Here is an 18,538-nt window from a genome sequence, read left to right as displayed (position 1 = left end):
AACAATGATTGAATTTTTACTTAATAATGAACCGGTTAGCTTAGAAGAATGCGACACAGGGATATCCGTACAGCAATTTCTTCGTCAGCAAAAGCAGCTGACCGGCACCAAAGAAGGCTGTGCCGCGGGCGATTGTGGTGCATGCACGATCGTTCTTGGTGAAATGACTGCAGATGAAAGCGGCTTGCAGTACCGAACCGTGAACAGCTGTATAACACTATTGGCGAATTTACATGGCAAGCAAGTGATCACCGTTGAGCACCTGTCTGATGGAAAGCAGCTACATCCTGTACAGCAGGCATTGGTTGACCATCACGGCAGTCAGTGCGGCTTTTGTACGCCGGGTATCATAATGTCAATGTTTTCGCTGTATCAGAGCGACGCTGAGCCTACCCGCGAGACGGTGAACAAGTCACTGTCGGGAAACTTATGTCGTTGTACGGGCTACCGCCCTATTATTGATGCAACCACAGAGGTGTGCGAGCGTCGCCAGCCAGATGCTTTCTCACAAAAACAGCAACAGACTCTGTCCCAGCTCAAAGACATTCACGCAAAGCACACCGAGGTTTTCGCAAATGGCGTTCATCTGCCTGAAACCCGTGAAGCCATGGCTGGTCTGCTGGCGGCTTACCCGGATGCCCGTCTGGTCGGCGGCAGCACCGACCTGGCGTTAGAGTCAACGCAACAACTGAAGTCACTGCCAGAACTCATCAGTACTCAGCGGATGAAGGATTGTAAACAGATCACTGTAACAGACGAACAGGTATCTGTTGGCGCTGCGTTACCGCTCAGCGATATCGACCCGGTATTGGTTGCGCATTTTCCAGCCCTGCACGAGTTGATAGAGCGCTTTGCTTCCTTGCCGATCCGCAATCAGGCTACATTGGGGGGGAATGTTGCCAATGCTTCGCCGATTGGCGATATGCCCCCTGTTTTACTGGCATTGAACGCCACTATCGAAGCCGACGATGGCCATGAGACCCGCCTGCTACCGGCAAGCACATTTTTTACCGGTTACCGTCAAACCCAACTGCGCAAAGGCGAATGGATCAAAGCAATTCATTTTCCACGCTTGCAGGCGAACACGCAGTTACGTGCCTACAAAGTCTCCAAGCGACACGAAGACGACATTTCTGCTGTCTGTGCAGTGTTTGCTGTTACCTTGGAAAATGGCATGGTCGCGGCGATTAACTCTGGCTTTGGCGGCGTGGCCGCAACGCCAGTAAGTTGTGATGCGCTGGCCGAGCAGTTAATTGGCCAACCCTGGCAGGCTGAAGCCACTCGCCAGCTCGGCAAACGTATTCTTACCTCAGCGTTTAATCCCATTGACGATGTGCGTGCCAGTGCCGCCTATCGCAATCAGGTACTGGGCAATTTATGGCAGCGTTTCTGGTTTGAAACCCAATCAGCATTGCTGGTAACAACACGGGTGCCTCATTATGCGTAAACTAATCGAACAACCACAGCGCCAGGACAATGAATCTCCCCTGTTAAAACCCACGAAGCATGAGAGTGCGATCCGTCAGGTAATGGGCAGTGCGCGCTACGTAGATGACATCCCGGTGCCGGCAGATATTGCCTATGCTTGTGTGGGCGTTACCGATGTAGCCAGCGGTACATTGACGTCTCTTGACCTGACTAACGTAAAGCAGGCCCCTGGGGTAATTGATGTCATCACGGTTGCAGACATCTCTGGTCATACTGACATTGGACCGGTATTCGAAGGTGACCCAATATTAGTAGACAGTGAAGTTAAATTTCACGGTCAGCCCCTATTCGCAGTACTGGCGGCAACAGAAGAGCAGGCACGTGTAGCGGCGACGCTCGCCACATTTACCATTCAGCCGTCAGCTGCAATCCTGACCGCTGAAGACGCGCTGTCTGCCAACAGCACCGTGCGCCCACAACACCAATTTGGTCAGGGTGACGCAGAGCAAGCCCTGAAACAAGCGCCATTGACCGCTGAGGGCACCCTGAGTGTCGGTGGCCAGGAGCATCTCTATCTGGAAGGTCAGGCAAGTCTGGCCTTACCCGAGGAAGATGATCGGGTCATGATTTACACCTCCAGTCAGCACCCCAGTGAAGTTCAGAAGCTCGTCGCTGAAGTGCTCGGCATTAAACTGCATAAAGTGACAGTGGATATGCGACGTATGGGAGGAGGCTTTGGCGGTAAAGAATCTCAGGCCGCACAATGGGCGTGTCTGGCCGCGGTGTTTGCCATGCGTCAACGCAGAGCGGTGAAAATGCGGCTGCCTCGTATGTTGGACATGCAGGTAACTGGCAAGCGCCACCCTTTCGAAAACACCTTTAAAATCGGCTTCGATAACGACGGCAATATGTTGGGCGCAGACATTACTGTTAATGGCATTTGTGGTCACTCTCCAGACCTGTCTGACGCCATTGTTGACCGTGCGATGTTTCACGTCGACAACGCTTATCAGCTAGGCGAAACCGCTATTACCGGAAACCGGTTGAAGACCCACATGGTTTCTCATACTGCCTTTCGTGGTTTTGGTGGTCCGCAAGGCATGATCATGGCCGAGTTAATGATGGATGTCGTTGCCAGGCAAACCGGGCTTGATCCATTAACCGTGCGTATGCAGAATCTGTATAGCGAGTCAAAAGGCCTGACTACCCCCTATGGCATGACGCTAGAGCAGAACATTCTGCCTGCACTGATGACCCAATTAACGGAATCCAGTCAGTATTGGCAGCGCAGAGAGAAAATAACTGCGTTTAATCAGCAAAGCCCGATCATTAAAAAGGGCCTTGCACTGACACCCGTTAAATTCGGTATCTCTTTTACCGCCAAACACCTTAATCAGGCGGGTGCACTGATACACATTTACACCGATGGCAGCATTCAGGTCAATCATGGTGGTACCGAGATGGGTCAGGGCCTCCACACGAAGATAGGTCAGATTGTCGCCCATGAGTTCGGTGTTGAGCTAGACAATATCGAGGTGACTGCCACGCGCACTGATAAAGTACCCAACACCTCGCCTACCGCTGCTTCAAGCGGTACAGACCTGAACGGTAAAGCAGCGCAAAACGCCTGTTTAACCCTGAAGTCTCGTCTGGCTGCGCTATTTGCCGACACACATGGCGTGGCTGAGGAAGACGTCATATTTGCCAATGGTTATGTCACTGCAGGCGCGCACAACATCGCTTTTGCAGAGCTGATTCAACAGGCCTACATGGCGCGTATTTCACTGTCGGCCACCGGTTACTACCGCACCCCCAAGATTTATTATGACCGCGAACAAGGCACGGGCCGCCCGTTCTTTTATTTCGCCAACGGCGCAGCGGTGTCAGAAGTCAGTGTTGACACCCTGACAGGTGAATACACAGTAGATGCCGTGGATATATTGCACGATGTCGGTACCAGTCTGAACCCGGCTATTGATCGCGGGCAAATAGAGGGCGGCTTTATTCAGGGAATGGGTTGGCTGACAACCGAAGATCTGCGCTGGAACCAAGACGGCAAACTGATCAGCAATAATCTTGCTACGTATAAGATACCGGCCGTAGGCGATACCCCGCAACACTTTAACGTGTCGCTGTTTGATCGTCCCAATGCCGAGGATAGCATCTACCACTCCAAAGCGGTCGGCGAACCGCCGTTTATGCTCGCTATATCCGTGTGGTGTGCCATAAAAGATGCGGTGGCCAGCCTGGCAGATTACCAGAATGATCCGGACATCGCGGTGCCGGCGACCCCAGAGCGCGTGCTGTCGGCAATTACGGCATTAACGGAGAACAATGATGCATCAGCCTGAACACACTGTAGCGCCACCTCACTGGCAAATTCAGCGCTGGTTTGAAGCGGTGACTCACTGTGAGCGCACCGCTGAACCCTATGCGCTTATTACAGTATTGACTACCGCAGGCTCTACCCCGCGGGAACAAGGCACCAAGATGGTTGTCACCCCCGACCGACAATTTGACACCATTGGCGGTGGTCACCTGGAATTCAAAGCAATAGCATTGGCGCGTGAGGCGTTGGCAAACGCGGCGCAACAGCGTACCAATCATCAACAATTACACGCGTTTCCACTGGCCAGCGCGCTGGGGCAATGTTGCGGTGGTGCCGTTAAGCTATTAATTGAGACCCATGTCAGCCACCAGCAGGTCGTCGCCCTGTTTGGCGCAGGTCATGTTGCTCAGGCACTTATCCCCATTATTGCTCAACTTCCGGTACAGGTTCGGTGGATAGACAATCGCGAGTCGCTTGTCCCTCAGCATGCGCTGCCAGCCAACGTACAGTTTGTGCTGGACGACTCCCCTACCGGCGAAATTGCCTTATTACCGGCTGACAGCTGGGTAATCATTATGACCCACGACCATCAGCTCGATTTTGAACTTGCTGAGAAAGCCCTTAAACGTCCTGACCTGCCGTATATTGGCATGATAGGCTCTGACACTAAAACTCGTCGTTTCCAACAACGGCTTATGGCGAAAGGCATAGCAGAAAGTCGACTTGGTGATTTTTATTCTCCCATTGGCGAGTCCGCTGTCCCCGGGAAATTACCCATTGAAGTGGCGGTGTCGGTAAGCGCTCAACTGATTCAACGCTTACACAACCCGTCAACCAATTCGACCTCCAGTCAGCAAACGCAACAGGAATATCATGACGCTTGAACAACTCAATAGCATGACATCGCAAGAAGCCTATCAGTGGTTTGAAACCACCTGTAGCGCTTCCAACTGGTGTCATAAAATGGTGGCCAACCGCCCATACGACAGCGTAGAAGCGGTGAAAGAAACGGCTCAGACAATCTGGGCGACTATGGACACCAAGGACTACCTGGAGGCATTTGACGGACACCCGATGATTGGCGATGTAAACAGTTTACGCGCTAAGTATGCCAATACGCAAGCCACCGCCGCTTCTGAACAACAAGGCGCTCAGCATGCCAGCGAAGCGACGCTGCAACAGTTGCATGAACTCAATCACGCATACAAAGACAAACACGGCTTTATTTTCATCATTTGTGCAACTGGCCTGAGCGCAGACACGATGTTGCAAGCCCTTAAAGCAAGACTGCCAAACCAAACGCAAATCGAATTGCAAAACGCGGCCGAACAACAGATTAATATTACGCTACTGCGCATTGGTAAAGGCCTTACTCCAGCGCAGCACAACAGTGGGACTACTTCATGATCACATTATCCAGTCATGTACTCGACACGACTGCTGGCAAGCCTGTAGCAGGACTGCCCGTTACACTCACCTGCCCTGACGGCCGTCAGGTTACCGCTGAAACCGACGCCGATGGCCGTTGCAAGCAGTGGGCTGACATCCAGTTTGAAGACGGGACTTATCAGTTGCGCTTTCATTGCAAGGATTACCTGGTAAGCACGCATGGTGAGTCGTTTTACCCGTTTGTTGACATCCATTTCACCATGGCATCTTCGGGCAATCACTATCATGTGCCCCTGTTGATCTCGCCATTCGGTTTTAGCAGTTACCGGGGTAGCTAGTGTCAGACAAGCAGTTAATTCGCGGTGCCGTTCACCACTTCCCCGTGGCAACGAACGACTACCACACAGATATCGAGCAGTTTCGCGACGGTGCGTTGCTTATTGAGGCAGGTAAAATTGCCGCAACCGGCGAATACCAGGCGCTTCGCGTGCTACACCCTGATGCGTCCGTAACCGATTATCGGGACTGCCTGATCTTACCCGGCTTTATAGACACGCATCTGCACTTTCCGCAGACCGAGATCATCGCTAAGTACGGTGAACAATTGCTGACCTGGCTGGACAATTACACCTTCCCCGCCGAGCAACAGTTCAGCGATGAGGACTACGCAACCAAAATGGCCGATGTGTTTCTGACCGAGTGCTTAAAGAACGGTACGACCACAGGCATGGTGTATACCAGTGTTCACAACGCCTCTGCAGAAGCCCTGTTCCGCGCAGCCAGTGAACGCAATATGCTTACCATTGCAGGTAAAGTCTGTATGGATCGACACTGCCCGGACTGGCTGCAGGATACCGCAGCATCGGCGCAGGCCGACAGTGCAGCCCTGATTGATGCCTGGCATGGTAAGGGGCGTAATTACTATGCGTTGACGCCGCGTTTTGCCCCCACCAGCACACCGGCCCAAATGGCGGCGCTGGGTGAACTGGCTCAACAGTACGACGACGTATTTATTCAAACGCACCTGTCTGAAAACCACGACGAAATCGCCTGGGTAAACACCCTGTATCCGGATTGCGAGGATTACCTGGCGGTGTACGAGAAATACCATATGGTGCGCAAACGCGCGGTGTTTGGCCACTGCATTCATTTGTCGGACAGTGAGTGGCAGCGCATGGGTGCTCAGGGTGCTATTGCCGCATTTTGCCCGACCTCAAACTTATTCCTGGGCAGTGGTCTGTTTGATATGGCCAAAGCTAACCAGTTTAACGTGCCGGTGACTCTGGCTACCGATGTTGGCGGCGGCACCAGTTTCAGTATGCTCAAGACCCTCGGCGAGGCCTATAAAATCTGTCAGCTAAAACAGTATAAGTTGTCAGCGCTGGAAGGCCTTTACAAGCTCACCCAGGGCGCAGCAGTCAGCCTGGGATTAAGCGATAAAATTGGTAACTTTAATACCGGCAGTGATGCCGACTTCGTTGTATTGAATCCGCGTTTCGATACGCTTACTTCACTGCGAGTTGACGACCCGACTTCGGCAGAAGATGCGCTCTTTGCGTTGACCATGCTGGGTGACGATCGGGCAACTGTCGCAACCTGGGTTGCAGGAAAACCCGTTTACCAAAAACAGGAGTGTTCAGATGCCTTGGCTTGATTGGCTATCTTTGTTTGTTCGCTGGTTTCACGTTATTGCCGGGGTAGCCTGGATAGGCGCATCATTTTATTTTATATGGCTCGACAACAGTTTAGAGACCCCGCCTGAATGGAAGAAAAAGCAGGGGATCAAGGGTGATCTGTGGGCCGTGCACGGCGGTGGCTTTTATGAAGTAGCCAAATACGCTTACGGGCCGCAGACCATGCCCAAAACCCTGCATTGGTTTAAGTGGGAAGCTTACTCAACCTGGCTCAGTGGTATCGCATTGCTGATCATTGTGTACTACTTTGCTGCCGCGGCTTACTTAATCGACCCTGCAGTAAAGAGTATGAGTGAGGCGGAAGCTATATTGCGTGGCATCGCCTTAATTGCAGGCGGCGCCATTATCTATGAAACAGCGTGCCGGACCAAACTGGGCAACTACCCAAAGGTGTTTGCCATTGCGTTAGTGGTAATGCTGGTTGTAGTGAGCTATCTGGCGACCCATTGGTTTAGTGGACGCGGTGCCTATATTCACGTGGGTGCGCTGATCGGTACCATCATGGTTGCCAACGTGTGGCTAAATATCATGCCCGCCCAGCGCAAAATGGTGAATGCCGTCGCCAATCAACAGCCGATAGATCCTGCCTGGGGCGCGGGAGCAAAGCTTCGCTCAGTACACAATAACTATCTGACGCTGCCCATACTATTTATCATGATCAGCAACCATTACCCTATGACATACCAGCATCCGCAAAACTGGCTGGTATTAGTTGCTCTCATGGCGGTGGCAGCCTGGATTCGTCACTTTTTTAACTTACGTCACGTGGGTAAAGTGAAGCCGTCAATTCTGATTTCAGGTGCGATTGGTATGCTGGCCATTGCGCTTTGGGTGTCGTGGCCGCGAACTGCGCCGGTAGTTACTGCACATAGCGAGTCTAACGCTGCGGCGGAAACAACCGAACCGACCAATGCCCAGCCACAACCTGTAACCGAATTGGACAAGCAGGTTATGGCTTTGGTAGAAACACATTGTCAGGGGTGCCACGCGAGTAGCCCTACCGATGATATTTTTCGCGTTGCACCATTAGGTGTGAAGTTTGATAACTGGGAGCAAGTCACCAGACAAGCGCCGCAAATCATACATCGCACTACAGTGACCCGCGATATGCCGTTTCTGAACAAATCCAATATGACGGATGAAGAACGGGCGGTAATTGCCAGTTGGGCACAGCAATAGTAACAACAGCCATTTTACTGTAGTTTGCGGAGCATAAACGCCCGCAAACTGCAGCCTGAAGCTGTTAATTACTCACAAGTCATGGGCTTTTTCACGCCCTTGACCTGGTACATGCTCTGATCCGCCTGCTCTATCCAGCTTTGGATATCTTCAAATTGCGGTAACCACTGAGATATACCAATTGAACAATAAATCGCAACGCTTTCGTTTTGATCACTTTTCACCTCAAGCGGCGTTTCGAATAAGCGGTTTAGCACCACCTGTGCTTCGTGTTCTTCGGTATCTCTTAGCAGCAACAAGAATTCATCACCACCGTAGCGCCCGACAGTATCATTTGAACGCATGGTCGACGTAAGCCGCTCTGCCAACGCTTTTAACGCCAAATCACCCACATGATGTCCGTATTTATCGTTAATGGTTTTAAAGTCGTCCAGGTCAATAAACGCGAGTGTGGAAGTGGTTTTACCATTGACCCGTGATAGTCGTTTGAGTTCATCTTCTACCTGACTCAAGCATTCCCGACGGTTGTCTATCCCCGTCAGGCCATCTGTTCGAGACAGCACATTGAGTTTATGGTTTGCCGACTTGAGGGCTTCCTGAAGGTGTTTATCTTTGCTGATGTCATCGGCTGTGATAACGACGCTGGTTGTTTTGCCTTCCAAATCGCGAATTAACTGACCTCGCTCTCGAATATACCGCAATGAGCCATCGTCGCGCATAACCCTGTATTCATGAACCCAGGGCTCGTCAATGTGGTTGGCGTAGTGTTGCTTTATACGGTCGCGATCGGCGACGTGAATGTGTCGAATAAAACTGGCCGGGTCGTCATACATTTCCTTACCCGCACGTCCCCAAATTTGGGAGTAGCCTTCATTCAGATAGATTAATTGCTTTAAGTCAGGCGTTGTAACCCAAACAACCATGCGATCTGACAATGCGCTGACGATCAATCGAAAGGTTTCCTGGGACTGCTGGTACCGGGCTTCAAAGCGTTTTTTCTCATCGATGTCTTCGACCACAGACACAAAATACTGGGGTTCACCCTGTTCGTCCCGCACAAGCGTAACGGTGAGCTTTCCCCATATCGTCTGACCATCCTTATGCACATAGAGCTTTTCCATTTGATAGGAATCATAAAACCCATCAATCAGTTCGCTGACGTGTTGTAAGTCGTTGTCTAAAAAATCGGGGTGGGTAATATCCTGAAAATCGAGTTTTACCAACTCCTCCTGGCTGTATCCCAGAAAACTACTCAGGGCTTTATTCACGCGTATAAAATCGCCTGCCGGGCTTACATGCGCTAACCCGATACCACATTGTTCAAACGTTGACTGAAATACATCTGATTGAACCACTTCTGCCATGAATTCCTCCGCTCTGTTGAGCTATTGCAAAAAACTAAAGACCTATCTTCAATTTCTTGACATCCTTTTTTAGTAATCGATCCCGTTTTGTATTCAATACTGCTTGTTAGATATACGCTTGCCCCAAAGCATTTAAGCTTCATTAATAAGTGGCAACCGAATTAAAAAACATGTACCGGTTGGCCCGGTTGACTCTAGCAATAACTCGCCACTGTACTGCTCGATAATGGCCCTTGAAATAGATAACCCCAGCCCGGTACCCAAACCGACAGCTTTGGTCGTGAAAAAGGGATCAAAGATACTGGCCTGGACCTTTTCATCGATACCTGTGCCATTGTCTTTGATTCTGCATTCAATGTGCGCCGAATCTTCGGTCACTGCAATATTTATCTGACCAGAGCCCTGATTCACGGCCTGAATAGCATTCGTCACAATGTTAATTATGACCTGTGCCAGCTGATTGGCATTGGCGTTAACGGTTGCCGACTCCAAATCAGTATCAAAGTAGATATCAACAATATTTTTGGCCTGAGTTCGGACAATTGTGAGTGCCTGTCGAATGACGGCAAGGAAGTCCAGTGATTTTGTGGTCTTCTCGTCCGGGTGTGAGAAAGCTTTCAGGTTTTGAATGATATCAGTGGCCCGACGCATACCATCCAGAGACTCATCAACCAAATCCACGGTATCGGTCAGAATGTAGTCCAAATCCGCTGATTTAAATTGCGATTCCAGCTCAGAAGTTGCACTGCTAGCTTGTCTGGCGAATTGCTCAATGCGGGACACGTAATCATGTAAACTCGACAAATTGCTGTTAATAAAGCCCAGAGGATTGTTGAGCTCATGGGCAACGCCAGCCGCAAGTTGCCCGAGCGCCGCCATCTTTTCCTGATGGATCATACTTCGCTCGATTCTGGCACGTTCAGCCAAAAGCGCTTCTTTTTCGGTCATCAGACGCCGTTTTTCGAACTGGGACAAGGTGTTGGCAACGAAAGCACTGAATGAAACAAACACTTCTTCGTATTGCTTTGAAAAAGCACCAATCTGACATTCAGAAATAAGCCAGATGTATTCGGCTTGTGCCGTATTAATAGGGTGAATTAGTACTGATTTGGCTTCAGGCAACCATTTCCCTATCTGAGACTGCCAATCCGGAACAAGATTTACATTCGACAGATTCACCGTATGGTCAAAGAAGTTGGTCAAATCACAAAATCGCAGGGGCCCGGACTCACCTTTATTGTGCCGTCGACACACTGGTACAACGGTACTTTGCTGCACGTCGTGTTGGGCAATAAGTATCTGATCACAAGGCAGGATGTTACTTATCACATCAAATAACCTGGCGAATACTTCGTCATGGTTTTCAGAACACAGTATTGCGTCCAACCCTTCCAGCATCAGCCGATTGATTTTCTTGAAGCGGCTTAACTGAGCGTTCTCATAACTGAGTTGTTGAATGGTTTCGTGGAGTCTTTCTATATCTGTCACGTGACTTTATCCAAACACCGTAGCCGAAATCATCAAATTTCCATGCCGACTCTTGCCATCGGGGAAACACCCTTGCTCACCAAACGTAAAGGCAACCAAAAACGGCAGACCTTGTGCTTTTTTAAGTATAGACGCGTGAATCGTTTCCAGCTGATCTTTTACAGCCAACATGCAGCCACCACAGAACACCAACAGTAACCCTTTCGGTCGGGTTTCGTAATTCAGTTCGTGAGTCCGCAATACCACTTCAGTCACTTCAGCTGCCCGGGAAATTAAATTGTGCTGTTCCCCCTGCATGAGGGTAAGTATGTCACCTTGTTTTACCGTTGCGAACAGTTCCAGACTGTTGTCATCGTTCAACTTTGAAGGATGACTCAGAAGCGGGATAGGATCTGACTTACAGCCCTTATGCCGGCCTAACGGGAAATAAGTACTGTCCGACAGAATACTGCCAGGTTTAAGCGGTGGATGGCCGTATTCTTGCAGCCAATGATTATACACCTCGCCTGCAGGCTTGTTGTCTAAGGTGTAAATAACTCGCCCTTCAACAGCTGTAACCTCAGCCTGGGTTTGCGTAGAGGTATACCCTGAGCTGAAATAACAGGATATCGGCTCCTCGGTATACATGGCGGCAATGACAAGCCCGTTGCTATACAAATGCTCACCATCAAACTGCACCCATTTACCTTCGATAGCGTTGTCTGCACTCGAACCACCAAAAATAGGAACCGAGTTACCCAGCACAGTTTGTACCCCGTCCAGTACGGCTTCTTCCTGTCCGGGAGCCTGAATGATCCAAACCAGACTGGGCATTTCTCCGAGTCGATTAGCCCGCTGCATCGCAGTGACAATGGTTGCTCCTGCTAACTCAGTTGCATTGCCATTGCTAATATCACACGACGCAACGCCAATTGCCCCCTGAGTATTTTGCAATGACATAACGTGGACAAAGCTGTCGCCCAGATCGGTTCCCAAATGGCTCATGGCCCCTAAACAACTGGAAGACGCAATCCAGTTAGTTTTATCTGATACTGCATCTGATAACGCAGTAATTGCATTGACATCACCAAAGGCTATATTTAAGTCAGCGCTGTTAACATCATTATTGTGTAGTTCATCGGCAAATTGCTCTGTGTCAATCAATCCAATGCGCCTAACATTTATTTGCATACTGCAGACTCCACATCACGTCACAAATGTCGCATTTGACACCTTAATAACATGCAATTTTCAATTTATATTGATTTATATAGGTTAATGTCGGTAAACTTGCAATATAATTTGGTATATATATTTATAACTTAAAAAGCCAGAAGCAGTAAGTCAGGACGAATAGTTTGGCCGGATGCCATCACAGATTCTGGGCAGGCAGAGCAATTGTGATGAATAAAAATTATGCAGTATTCATTGATGATGACGATTTAATGCTGAAAGCCATTCGGCGGACGGCAAAGCGATTGTTTCCTGACTGGCAGGTTTCTTTAATAGAAGCACCAAAAGAGTGGCAAGCGAAAATTGATACAGCCCCATCTCCCGATATTGTTTTCTGCGATTATCGCATGCCACAAATTACAGGCGCTGAAATCCTGAAAAGCGTCGCCAAAAACTATCCCTTGGCAATTCGTGTGTTAGTTACTGGCGATACCAGTGATGAGGCCATCGTAACCTGCAATCAGGTAGCACACACGTTGCTGGCTAAACCGTTTACCGACGAGCAGCTTATCGAATTCCTGGAACACGTTGCGACACTGAAGGCACTCAACCTGTCGACGGATGAACGACGTCTGATATGCCAGTCCAGCCAGATACCAGTATTACCTGATGTAGTAACACGCTTGCGAGAAGCATTGGCAAATGATCAGAGCGATCTCCCTCACCTTGCCGATATTGTTAGTAAAGAGCCCATTATCGCTGCCCGATTACTACAGATGGCAAATTCTGCTTATTTGGGTTACCACCGGGCCACCGATTCACTCGAAGAAGCCATAGCCAGAATTGGCACACAATTGCTGCACGCCATGACAATGAGTTTTTCAATTGAAAAGGCCACTGAGCATCTGCTTACCGCTAACGCCCACCAACAAATTTGCCAGTATACGGAGCAATACGCGCAAGTGACTCGACGTGTTTTTATGAGGCTGTCGAACAACAAAGCTCAGACTGAACGCGCATTTATCTGTGCGGTGCTGAGTGGCATTGGCAGATTAGTCATGGCAGCACTGGCTGAGTCTGATCGCTCTGCTTACGACGAGTTTTGCAACACCCACAAGCAACCCGCCATGTTAATCAGCGCCTTTTTACTTACGCTATGGTGTTATCCGGATAATTTGCATGAAGAGTTATTGCAGGTACAAGCTAGCCCAGTAAATCCTGACATCAGCATTGCTCAAACGTTATTGTTAACACAACAATATCTTTGTCATAGAGATGACAATGAAGCGATGGAAGAGTGGTTGTCCACCCTGCCTGCTGTTTATGCCGAGGCGTTTAGTGCTGAGGGAGAAAAGTAACCTTTTACTACGCTGACAAGCTTTCAGCTACGGCGCGGGTATTCACATTAATCAACTCTTTGTTGTGTCCGGTAAACGGTATTGAACGTGCATTACAACACGCCAATACAGCACGCAAAGCGACACTGGGTTTGTCGTTAATTAATGTCTTAAGTCTAGGTGTGAATTGACGGGAAATAGGAATGGCAACCGGAAAATAAGCGTTGTCATAAAAACATGCTCGTTGAGTGTGTTTAGCCGTTTCCAACAATTTCTCAAGGCTTTTGACTTCCAGGCATGGCATGTCGACAGGCAAAAATAACGCGGTTCCCGTAAAAGATTCCGCTAACTGCAACAGCACATCGGCGATGGCCCGCCCGGGACCGTGAAGCGTTGTTTGTTCCTCAAAGGTGCCATACGGTCCTCCCAGCACATAGTGCGCGTGAAGGGGCGCTGTATCCAGTAGTTGCCGGGCGATATCGAGCATGGCACGCCCGTTTATGCTGACAGTGGATTTGTCCTGTCCCATTCGGGAAGACAATCCCCCTGCCAGAATAAAGCCCAGCTGTCTGTACTGCAGTGTCGACGTGTCCTGAACACCAGATACAGCGCACATGATGACCCCTAAATTAGAACTTGGTACCAATCCATACCCACAGTTTATCAGTATCGACCTTACTTGCTAAGTCACCTTGTGAGTAGTTTGCATATTTGGCACCGAAGCTATACTTATCTGCGAATTTCGTCGTGTACTGAATGTTAATTTCGCTCCCCAGATCGTCAACCGTGCTGGTTGATTCATCGGCACTGAAATCGTGGTAAACGAATAACCAGTTACCACCGGCAAATTTCGTTGCTGCACTCACGTAGAGATCTTGCAGACCCTGGCCTGGTGTACCTAACCATTGATCAGACCAACCGTTGAATTTATGCAAGGTTGCCAGTGGTGTAGCAAAACCATACATGCCGTCGTCTGAGCCAAGTACTTCATATCCCAGTTTTGCAGTAATACCTGAAAAGCTCGCGCCGCCTTCCAGCATTAGGTAAGAAGCTGAGTAGTCGGTTGCTGCCGTTTCACTTGATTGGGTAGCAAATTCCGCGCTGTACAACCACTTCATAGAGTCAGCCTGATAAGCACCACTGTAGCTCACACCATAGGTATCCAGGCTGTTGTCTGTGTCGTTATCTACTTCCAGCAGGTAAGCATAAGCAGTCAATTTGCCCATATCTGACTTGTAGCTTACGTTTAACAGGTGATCGCTTGAATCAATGTCAGCCGCTTCACCGAAGATGCGATTGCGCTTAGTCAGGTAAGCGTAAAACGCGTTTAGTTTTTCGCTCGCTTTGTAGTTAACCGAGATGGCATCATAGGTCTGCCAATCCTGACGCCAGCCTACGTGACCAACAAAACGGTGACCGTCTAAGGCAATAATCTGGCGACCCGCCTTAACTGTTACGCCGTCGCCTTTATACTGCAAATATCCCTGGTTCAGTTCTGTGGTTTCCGGATCAGCAATCACTGAGTACTGACCAGGGTTATAACCTGCCGGACCTACAGTGTAGTCGCCCTGACCCATTACGATGGTCACATCTTCTAAATCAGCTTTAAAAGAGAATCCTTTGTAGCTGCCAGACTCATAGCTCAGCAAAGTACGCAGTGTCAGCGCACTTGCATCTTTTAAGGCGTTGTCTTGTGAAACACCTTCATAGCGAAGATTAAAACTGGCAGATGCCTTAGAATCAGACCATGCATCATGCAAGCTTTCAGCTGATGCGACTGGCGACAACGCAGACGCAATAACCAGGGAGAGTACTGCGCGTTTAGTTGAAAAAAGTGTCGTGTTCATAGTGTTTTCCTAAATTTAGAGTGAGATTGCCTAACCCAGCCCCGCGGGGCCGAGCTAACTCAATGTTTTTATTAAAATTCTTTACGCAGCGTTAGATTTCTTGGAATCGCTGCTTTTTTTATCCGATTTGCGGCTGGAAACAGTTTCCACCTTCTTCTGTTTTTCGTACAGGAAGGTCAGAACCTCATGTCGGTAATGGTTGTATTCCGGATTATCAGCCAGCGCCAGACGGTCGCGAGGTCGCTCAAGTTTCACATCCAGCACCTCACCCACCGTAGCAGCAGGCCCGTTGGTCATCATGACTATCCGGTCAGACAGCAGTACCGCTTCATCCACATCGTGGGTGATCATGATCACGGTATTACCCAAATCAGCGTGAATTTCCATTAATGAGTCTTGCAGGTGAGCACGTGTCAGCGCGTCCAGTGCACCAAAAGGTTCATCCATCAGAAGTACTTTTGGTTCCATGGCCAACGCACGGGCTATACCCACACGTTGCTTCATACCACCTGAGATCTCAGAAGGAAGCTTGTCCAGTGCGTGGGTCATATGCACCAGTTCAAGGTTGTGTAAAACCCAGTCGCGGATTTCTTTTTTGGACTTATTTTTCTGAGTTTGCTTAACCGCCAACTCAACGTTTTTATACACCGATAACCAGGGCAGCAAAGAGTGGTTCTGAAATACCACTGCGCGCTCAGGCCCAGGCTCTCTTACTTCTGCGCCGTCCAAAATTACCCCGCCAGTTGTCGCGGTATGGAGTCCGGCGACAATATTCAGCACCGTAGACTTACCACAACCAGAGTGGCCGATAAGTGAAATGAACTCCCCTTTCGCGATTTTCAAATTCACGTCAGTTAATGCGGTAAACGGGCCTTTTGGGGTAGGAAAATCAATTCCAACCTGACTCAATTCCAAATGTCTAGATTGCATGGTTATATCCTCTCAATACCAAGCGCGGCTTAACGAAGCACCGCATTTTTATCCCAACTCACCAAGCGCTGAACTGAAAGCATCAGGCGGTCAAGCAGGAAACCGATAATTCCGATCGTGATAACAGCGACCATGATTCTGGCCAGTGATTCAGAACTACCATTTTGAAATTCATCCCACACAAACTTGCCAAGTCCGGGGTTTTGCGCCAACATTTCAGCCGCAATCAATACCATCCAGCCTATGCCCAGAGAAAGACGCAGACCGGTGAATATCATTGGGATTGAAGCAGGTAGCACAATTTTTTGTACATGGCTTAACGGTTTCAAACGAAGAACTTTACTCACGTTCACCAGGTCCGAGTCAATGTTTGACACCCCTACTGCCGTGTTGATCAGGGTTGGCCACAAGCAACACAATGACACGGTAAACGCAGAGGTGATAAACGACTTGGAGAACATGGGGTCTTCGCTCACATAGACGGCACTGACCACCATCGTCACCAATGGCAGCCAGGCCAACGGAGAAACCGGTTTAAAGATTTGAATCAGAGGGTTCATTGCCGAGTAAGCAGAACGGCTTAGACCGCACAAAATACCCACAGGAACCGCGACAATACTTGCAATAACAAACCCTACCATCACGGTATACAAACTTGTCCAAATCTGGTCAAAGAATGTGGGAGCACCTGTGAATGGGCGAATTTTAGGCTCGTAGCTCGGATCTTTAGCAATCCGGGCGGCATTGCGCTCCTCCTGACGGGCGTAAAAAGCATCTGCTTTCTCACGCTGTGCAGAATGTTCGTCGATGAGCGTCATAGACTGTTCCCATACCTGCGCCGGGCCAGGGAACTGGCCCAGTGAAGTATCGATGGTCTTAGCAACGCCATTCCATAGGGCCAGGAACAGGAGTAATCCTACTACCGGCATTAATAATTTCGGTACGTTAGACATAACACTCCCAAGTACATTTTTGCTTCGAATCTGGCCAATTTGACTAACAACGCTTGCTGATTTACTCATCAATGTAACCCTCTTTCATGGACACGGCTTATAGAACCGTGTCGCCTTTCAGACCGATGCTGAACTGTTCCAGGTACGCATTAGGTTTGGTACCGTCGAACGTTACGTCATCGATAAATTCAGTTTGCGGTGGCTTAAAGCCGGTTTCGGTTGCAAACTCAGGGAAGTCCGCCAGTGAGGCTTTGCCTTCAGCAATCAACGCTTTCGCAGCCTGGGCATAAATGTCAGGGCGATAAACTTTCTTGGCAGTTTCTTTGTACCAGTCATCAGACTTCGCTTCTGAGATCTGACCCCAGCGGCGCATTTGCGTCAGGTACCAGATTGCATCGCTGTAGTACGGATAAGTCGCGTTGTGACGGAAGAACACGTTAAAGTCAGGCACTTCGCGCTTGTCGCCTTTTTCGTACTCAAAGGTACCGGTCATGCTGTTTGCAATAACGTCTTCATCCGCACCAACATAGCTGCTCTTAGCCAGGATTTTCACGGCTTCAGGACGGTTTGCATTGTTGTTCGCATCCAGCCACATTGCAGCCCGGATCATCGCTTTTACCACGCGAATGTGTGTGTTCGGGTTTTCGTCAGCCCAGGCTTTGCTTACACCAAATACTTTTTCCGGGTTGTTTTTCCAGATTTCATAGTCAGTGATAACCGGTACACCAATACCTTTGAATACCGCTTGTTGGTTCCAAGGCTCACCTACGCAGTAGCCATAAATGGTACCGGCTTCCATAGTCGCGGGCATTTGTGGTGGAGGCGTTACAGACAACAGAGCCTGTGCGTCAATCTGACCAGACGTATCACCTTTGTGAGGCGCATAGTAACCAGGGTGAATACCACCAGCAGCTAACCAGTAACGGAGTTCGTAGTTATGGGTAGAAACCGGGAATACCATACCCATTTTGAAAGGCTTACCCGCACTGGCGTAGCTGTCTACAACCGGCTTCAGGTAATCAGCTTTAATTGGGTGAACAGGCTTGCCATCCTTTTGCGGAATGTGCTTTTCCATTTCTGCCCAGATATCATTCGAAACAGTAATACCGTTACCGTTCAGGTCCATACTGAACGCTGTGATAATGTGAGACTGCGTACCAAAACCAATTGTTGCACCCAATGGCTGACCTGCCAGCATGTGCGCGCCGTCCAGCTGACCGTCGATGACACGGTCAAGCAACACTTTCCAGTTCGCTTGCGCTTCCAGTGTTACATACAGGCCTTCGTCTTCGAAGTAACCTTTTTCATAAGCAATAGCCAGAGGTGCCATATCGGTCAGTTTGATGAAACCGAACTTCAGCTCTTCTTTTTCCGGCCAGCCAATGTCTTCCGCATTTGCGACACCAGACACTGAAGAAGCCATTACTGACGCAGCAATTACCAGTGAA

The 18,538-nt window shown here is 49.4% G+C and carries 16 protein-coding genes; 8 read left to right on the top strand and 8 right to left on the bottom strand.

Going from position 1 to position 18,538, the window contains the following annotated elements; genetic code table 11:
• Positions 1-4: 4 nt before the first annotated feature.
• The 7 genes from xdhA to AC4MRN_RS01230 are packed head-to-tail and all read left to right on the top strand — an operon-like array spanning position 5 to position 8,019.
• Entirely contained in the window at positions 5-1,447 is a 1,443-nt protein-coding gene (gene xdhA, locus AC4MRN_RS01260) for a xanthine dehydrogenase small subunit (protein WP_491202268.1), read from the top strand.
• Complete coding sequence (xdhB, locus tag AC4MRN_RS01255; RefSeq protein ID WP_491202267.1) at positions 1,440-3,779, top strand: xanthine dehydrogenase molybdopterin binding subunit; 2,340 nt, start codon at positions 1,440-1,442, stop codon at positions 3,777-3,779. Before xdhA ends, xdhB begins: the two co-directional genes overlap by 8 nt.
• Positions 3,763-4,641 carry a xanthine dehydrogenase accessory protein XdhC gene (gene xdhC, locus AC4MRN_RS01250; protein ID WP_491202266.1) on the top strand — a complete coding sequence of 293 codons (879 nt, stop codon included), beginning with the start codon at positions 3,763-3,765 and terminating at the stop codon, positions 4,639-4,641. Before xdhB ends, xdhC begins: the two co-directional genes overlap by 17 nt.
• Entirely contained in the window at positions 4,631-5,164 is a 534-nt protein-coding gene (uraD, locus tag AC4MRN_RS01245; protein ID WP_370243749.1) for a 2-oxo-4-hydroxy-4-carboxy-5-ureidoimidazoline decarboxylase, read from the top strand. Before xdhC ends, uraD begins: the two co-directional genes overlap by 11 nt.
• Positions 5,161-5,484, top strand: a complete 324-nt coding sequence (uraH, locus tag AC4MRN_RS01240; protein WP_073324930.1) for a hydroxyisourate hydrolase — start codon at positions 5,161-5,163, stop codon at positions 5,482-5,484. The genes uraD and uraH overlap by 4 nt, the downstream gene beginning before the upstream one ends.
• The gene (gene guaD / locus AC4MRN_RS01235) at positions 5,484-6,800 is read left to right on the top strand and encodes a guanine deaminase (protein ID WP_491202265.1); all 1,317 of its coding nucleotides are present in this window, start codon (positions 5,484-5,486) and stop codon (positions 6,798-6,800) included. Before uraH ends, guaD begins: the two co-directional genes overlap by 1 nt.
• The gene (locus AC4MRN_RS01230) at positions 6,787-8,019 is read left to right on the top strand and encodes a urate hydroxylase PuuD (protein WP_490402892.1); all 1,233 of its coding nucleotides are present in this window, start codon (positions 6,787-6,789) and stop codon (positions 8,017-8,019) included. The genes guaD and AC4MRN_RS01230 overlap by 14 nt, the downstream gene beginning before the upstream one ends.
• Before the next feature lie 68 nt (positions 8,020-8,087).
• On the opposite strand, the gene AC4MRN_RS01225 is transcribed toward AC4MRN_RS01230, so the two are convergent.
• The 3 genes from AC4MRN_RS01225 to AC4MRN_RS01215 form a co-directional block, all read right to left on the bottom strand.
• Positions 8,088-9,383, bottom strand: coding sequence for a diguanylate cyclase (locus AC4MRN_RS01225; RefSeq protein WP_155015166.1), 1,296 nt, complete (start codon positions 9,381-9,383; stop codon positions 8,088-8,090).
• A gap of 132 nt (positions 9,384-9,515) precedes the next feature.
• Positions 9,516-10,871 carry a sensor histidine kinase gene (locus AC4MRN_RS01220; RefSeq protein ID WP_491202264.1) on the bottom strand — a complete coding sequence of 452 codons (1,356 nt, stop codon included), beginning with the start codon at positions 10,869-10,871 and terminating at the stop codon, positions 9,516-9,518.
• A 6-nt stretch (positions 10,872-10,877) separates the two neighbouring features.
• Positions 10,878-12,041: an FIST signal transduction protein gene (locus AC4MRN_RS01215; protein WP_491202263.1), complete on the bottom strand. Its 1,164-nt coding sequence runs from the start codon at positions 12,039-12,041 to the stop codon at positions 10,878-10,880.
• 212 nt (positions 12,042-12,253) lie between these two features.
• Here AC4MRN_RS01215 and AC4MRN_RS01210 point away from each other — a divergent pair, with 212 nt between their 5' ends.
• The gene (locus AC4MRN_RS01210) at positions 12,254-13,381 is read left to right on the top strand and encodes an HDOD domain-containing protein (protein ID WP_073324936.1); all 1,128 of its coding nucleotides are present in this window, start codon (positions 12,254-12,256) and stop codon (positions 13,379-13,381) included.
• A 7-nt stretch (positions 13,382-13,388) separates the two neighbouring features.
• On the opposite strand, the gene mobA is transcribed toward AC4MRN_RS01210, so the two are convergent.
• The 5 genes from mobA to AC4MRN_RS01185 form a co-directional block, all read right to left on the bottom strand.
• The gene (mobA, locus tag AC4MRN_RS01205; protein WP_073324937.1) at positions 13,389-13,976 is read right to left on the bottom strand and encodes a molybdenum cofactor guanylyltransferase; all 588 of its coding nucleotides are present in this window, start codon (positions 13,974-13,976) and stop codon (positions 13,389-13,391) included.
• Between the two features lie 13 nt (positions 13,977-13,989).
• Entirely contained in the window at positions 13,990-15,207 is a 1,218-nt protein-coding gene (locus AC4MRN_RS01200) for an alginate export family protein (RefSeq protein ID WP_491202262.1), read from the bottom strand.
• Between the two features lie 81 nt (positions 15,208-15,288).
• The gene (locus AC4MRN_RS01195; RefSeq protein WP_073324939.1) at positions 15,289-16,137 is read right to left on the bottom strand and encodes an ABC transporter ATP-binding protein; all 849 of its coding nucleotides are present in this window, start codon (positions 16,135-16,137) and stop codon (positions 15,289-15,291) included.
• Between the two features lie 29 nt (positions 16,138-16,166).
• The gene (locus AC4MRN_RS01190) at positions 16,167-17,090 is read right to left on the bottom strand and encodes an ABC transporter permease (protein ID WP_370243735.1); all 924 of its coding nucleotides are present in this window, start codon (positions 17,088-17,090) and stop codon (positions 16,167-16,169) included.
• Between the two features lie 97 nt (positions 17,091-17,187).
• A complete protein-coding gene (locus AC4MRN_RS01185) occupies positions 17,188-18,513 on the bottom strand; it encodes a CmpA/NrtA family ABC transporter substrate-binding protein (RefSeq protein ID WP_370243772.1) in 1,326 nt (441 codons plus the stop codon).
• Positions 18,514-18,538: the final 25 nt, after the last annotated feature.

The organism is Marisediminitalea sp. (assembly GCF_984433645.1).
This window is presented reverse-complemented; position numbering and strand designations above follow the sequence as displayed.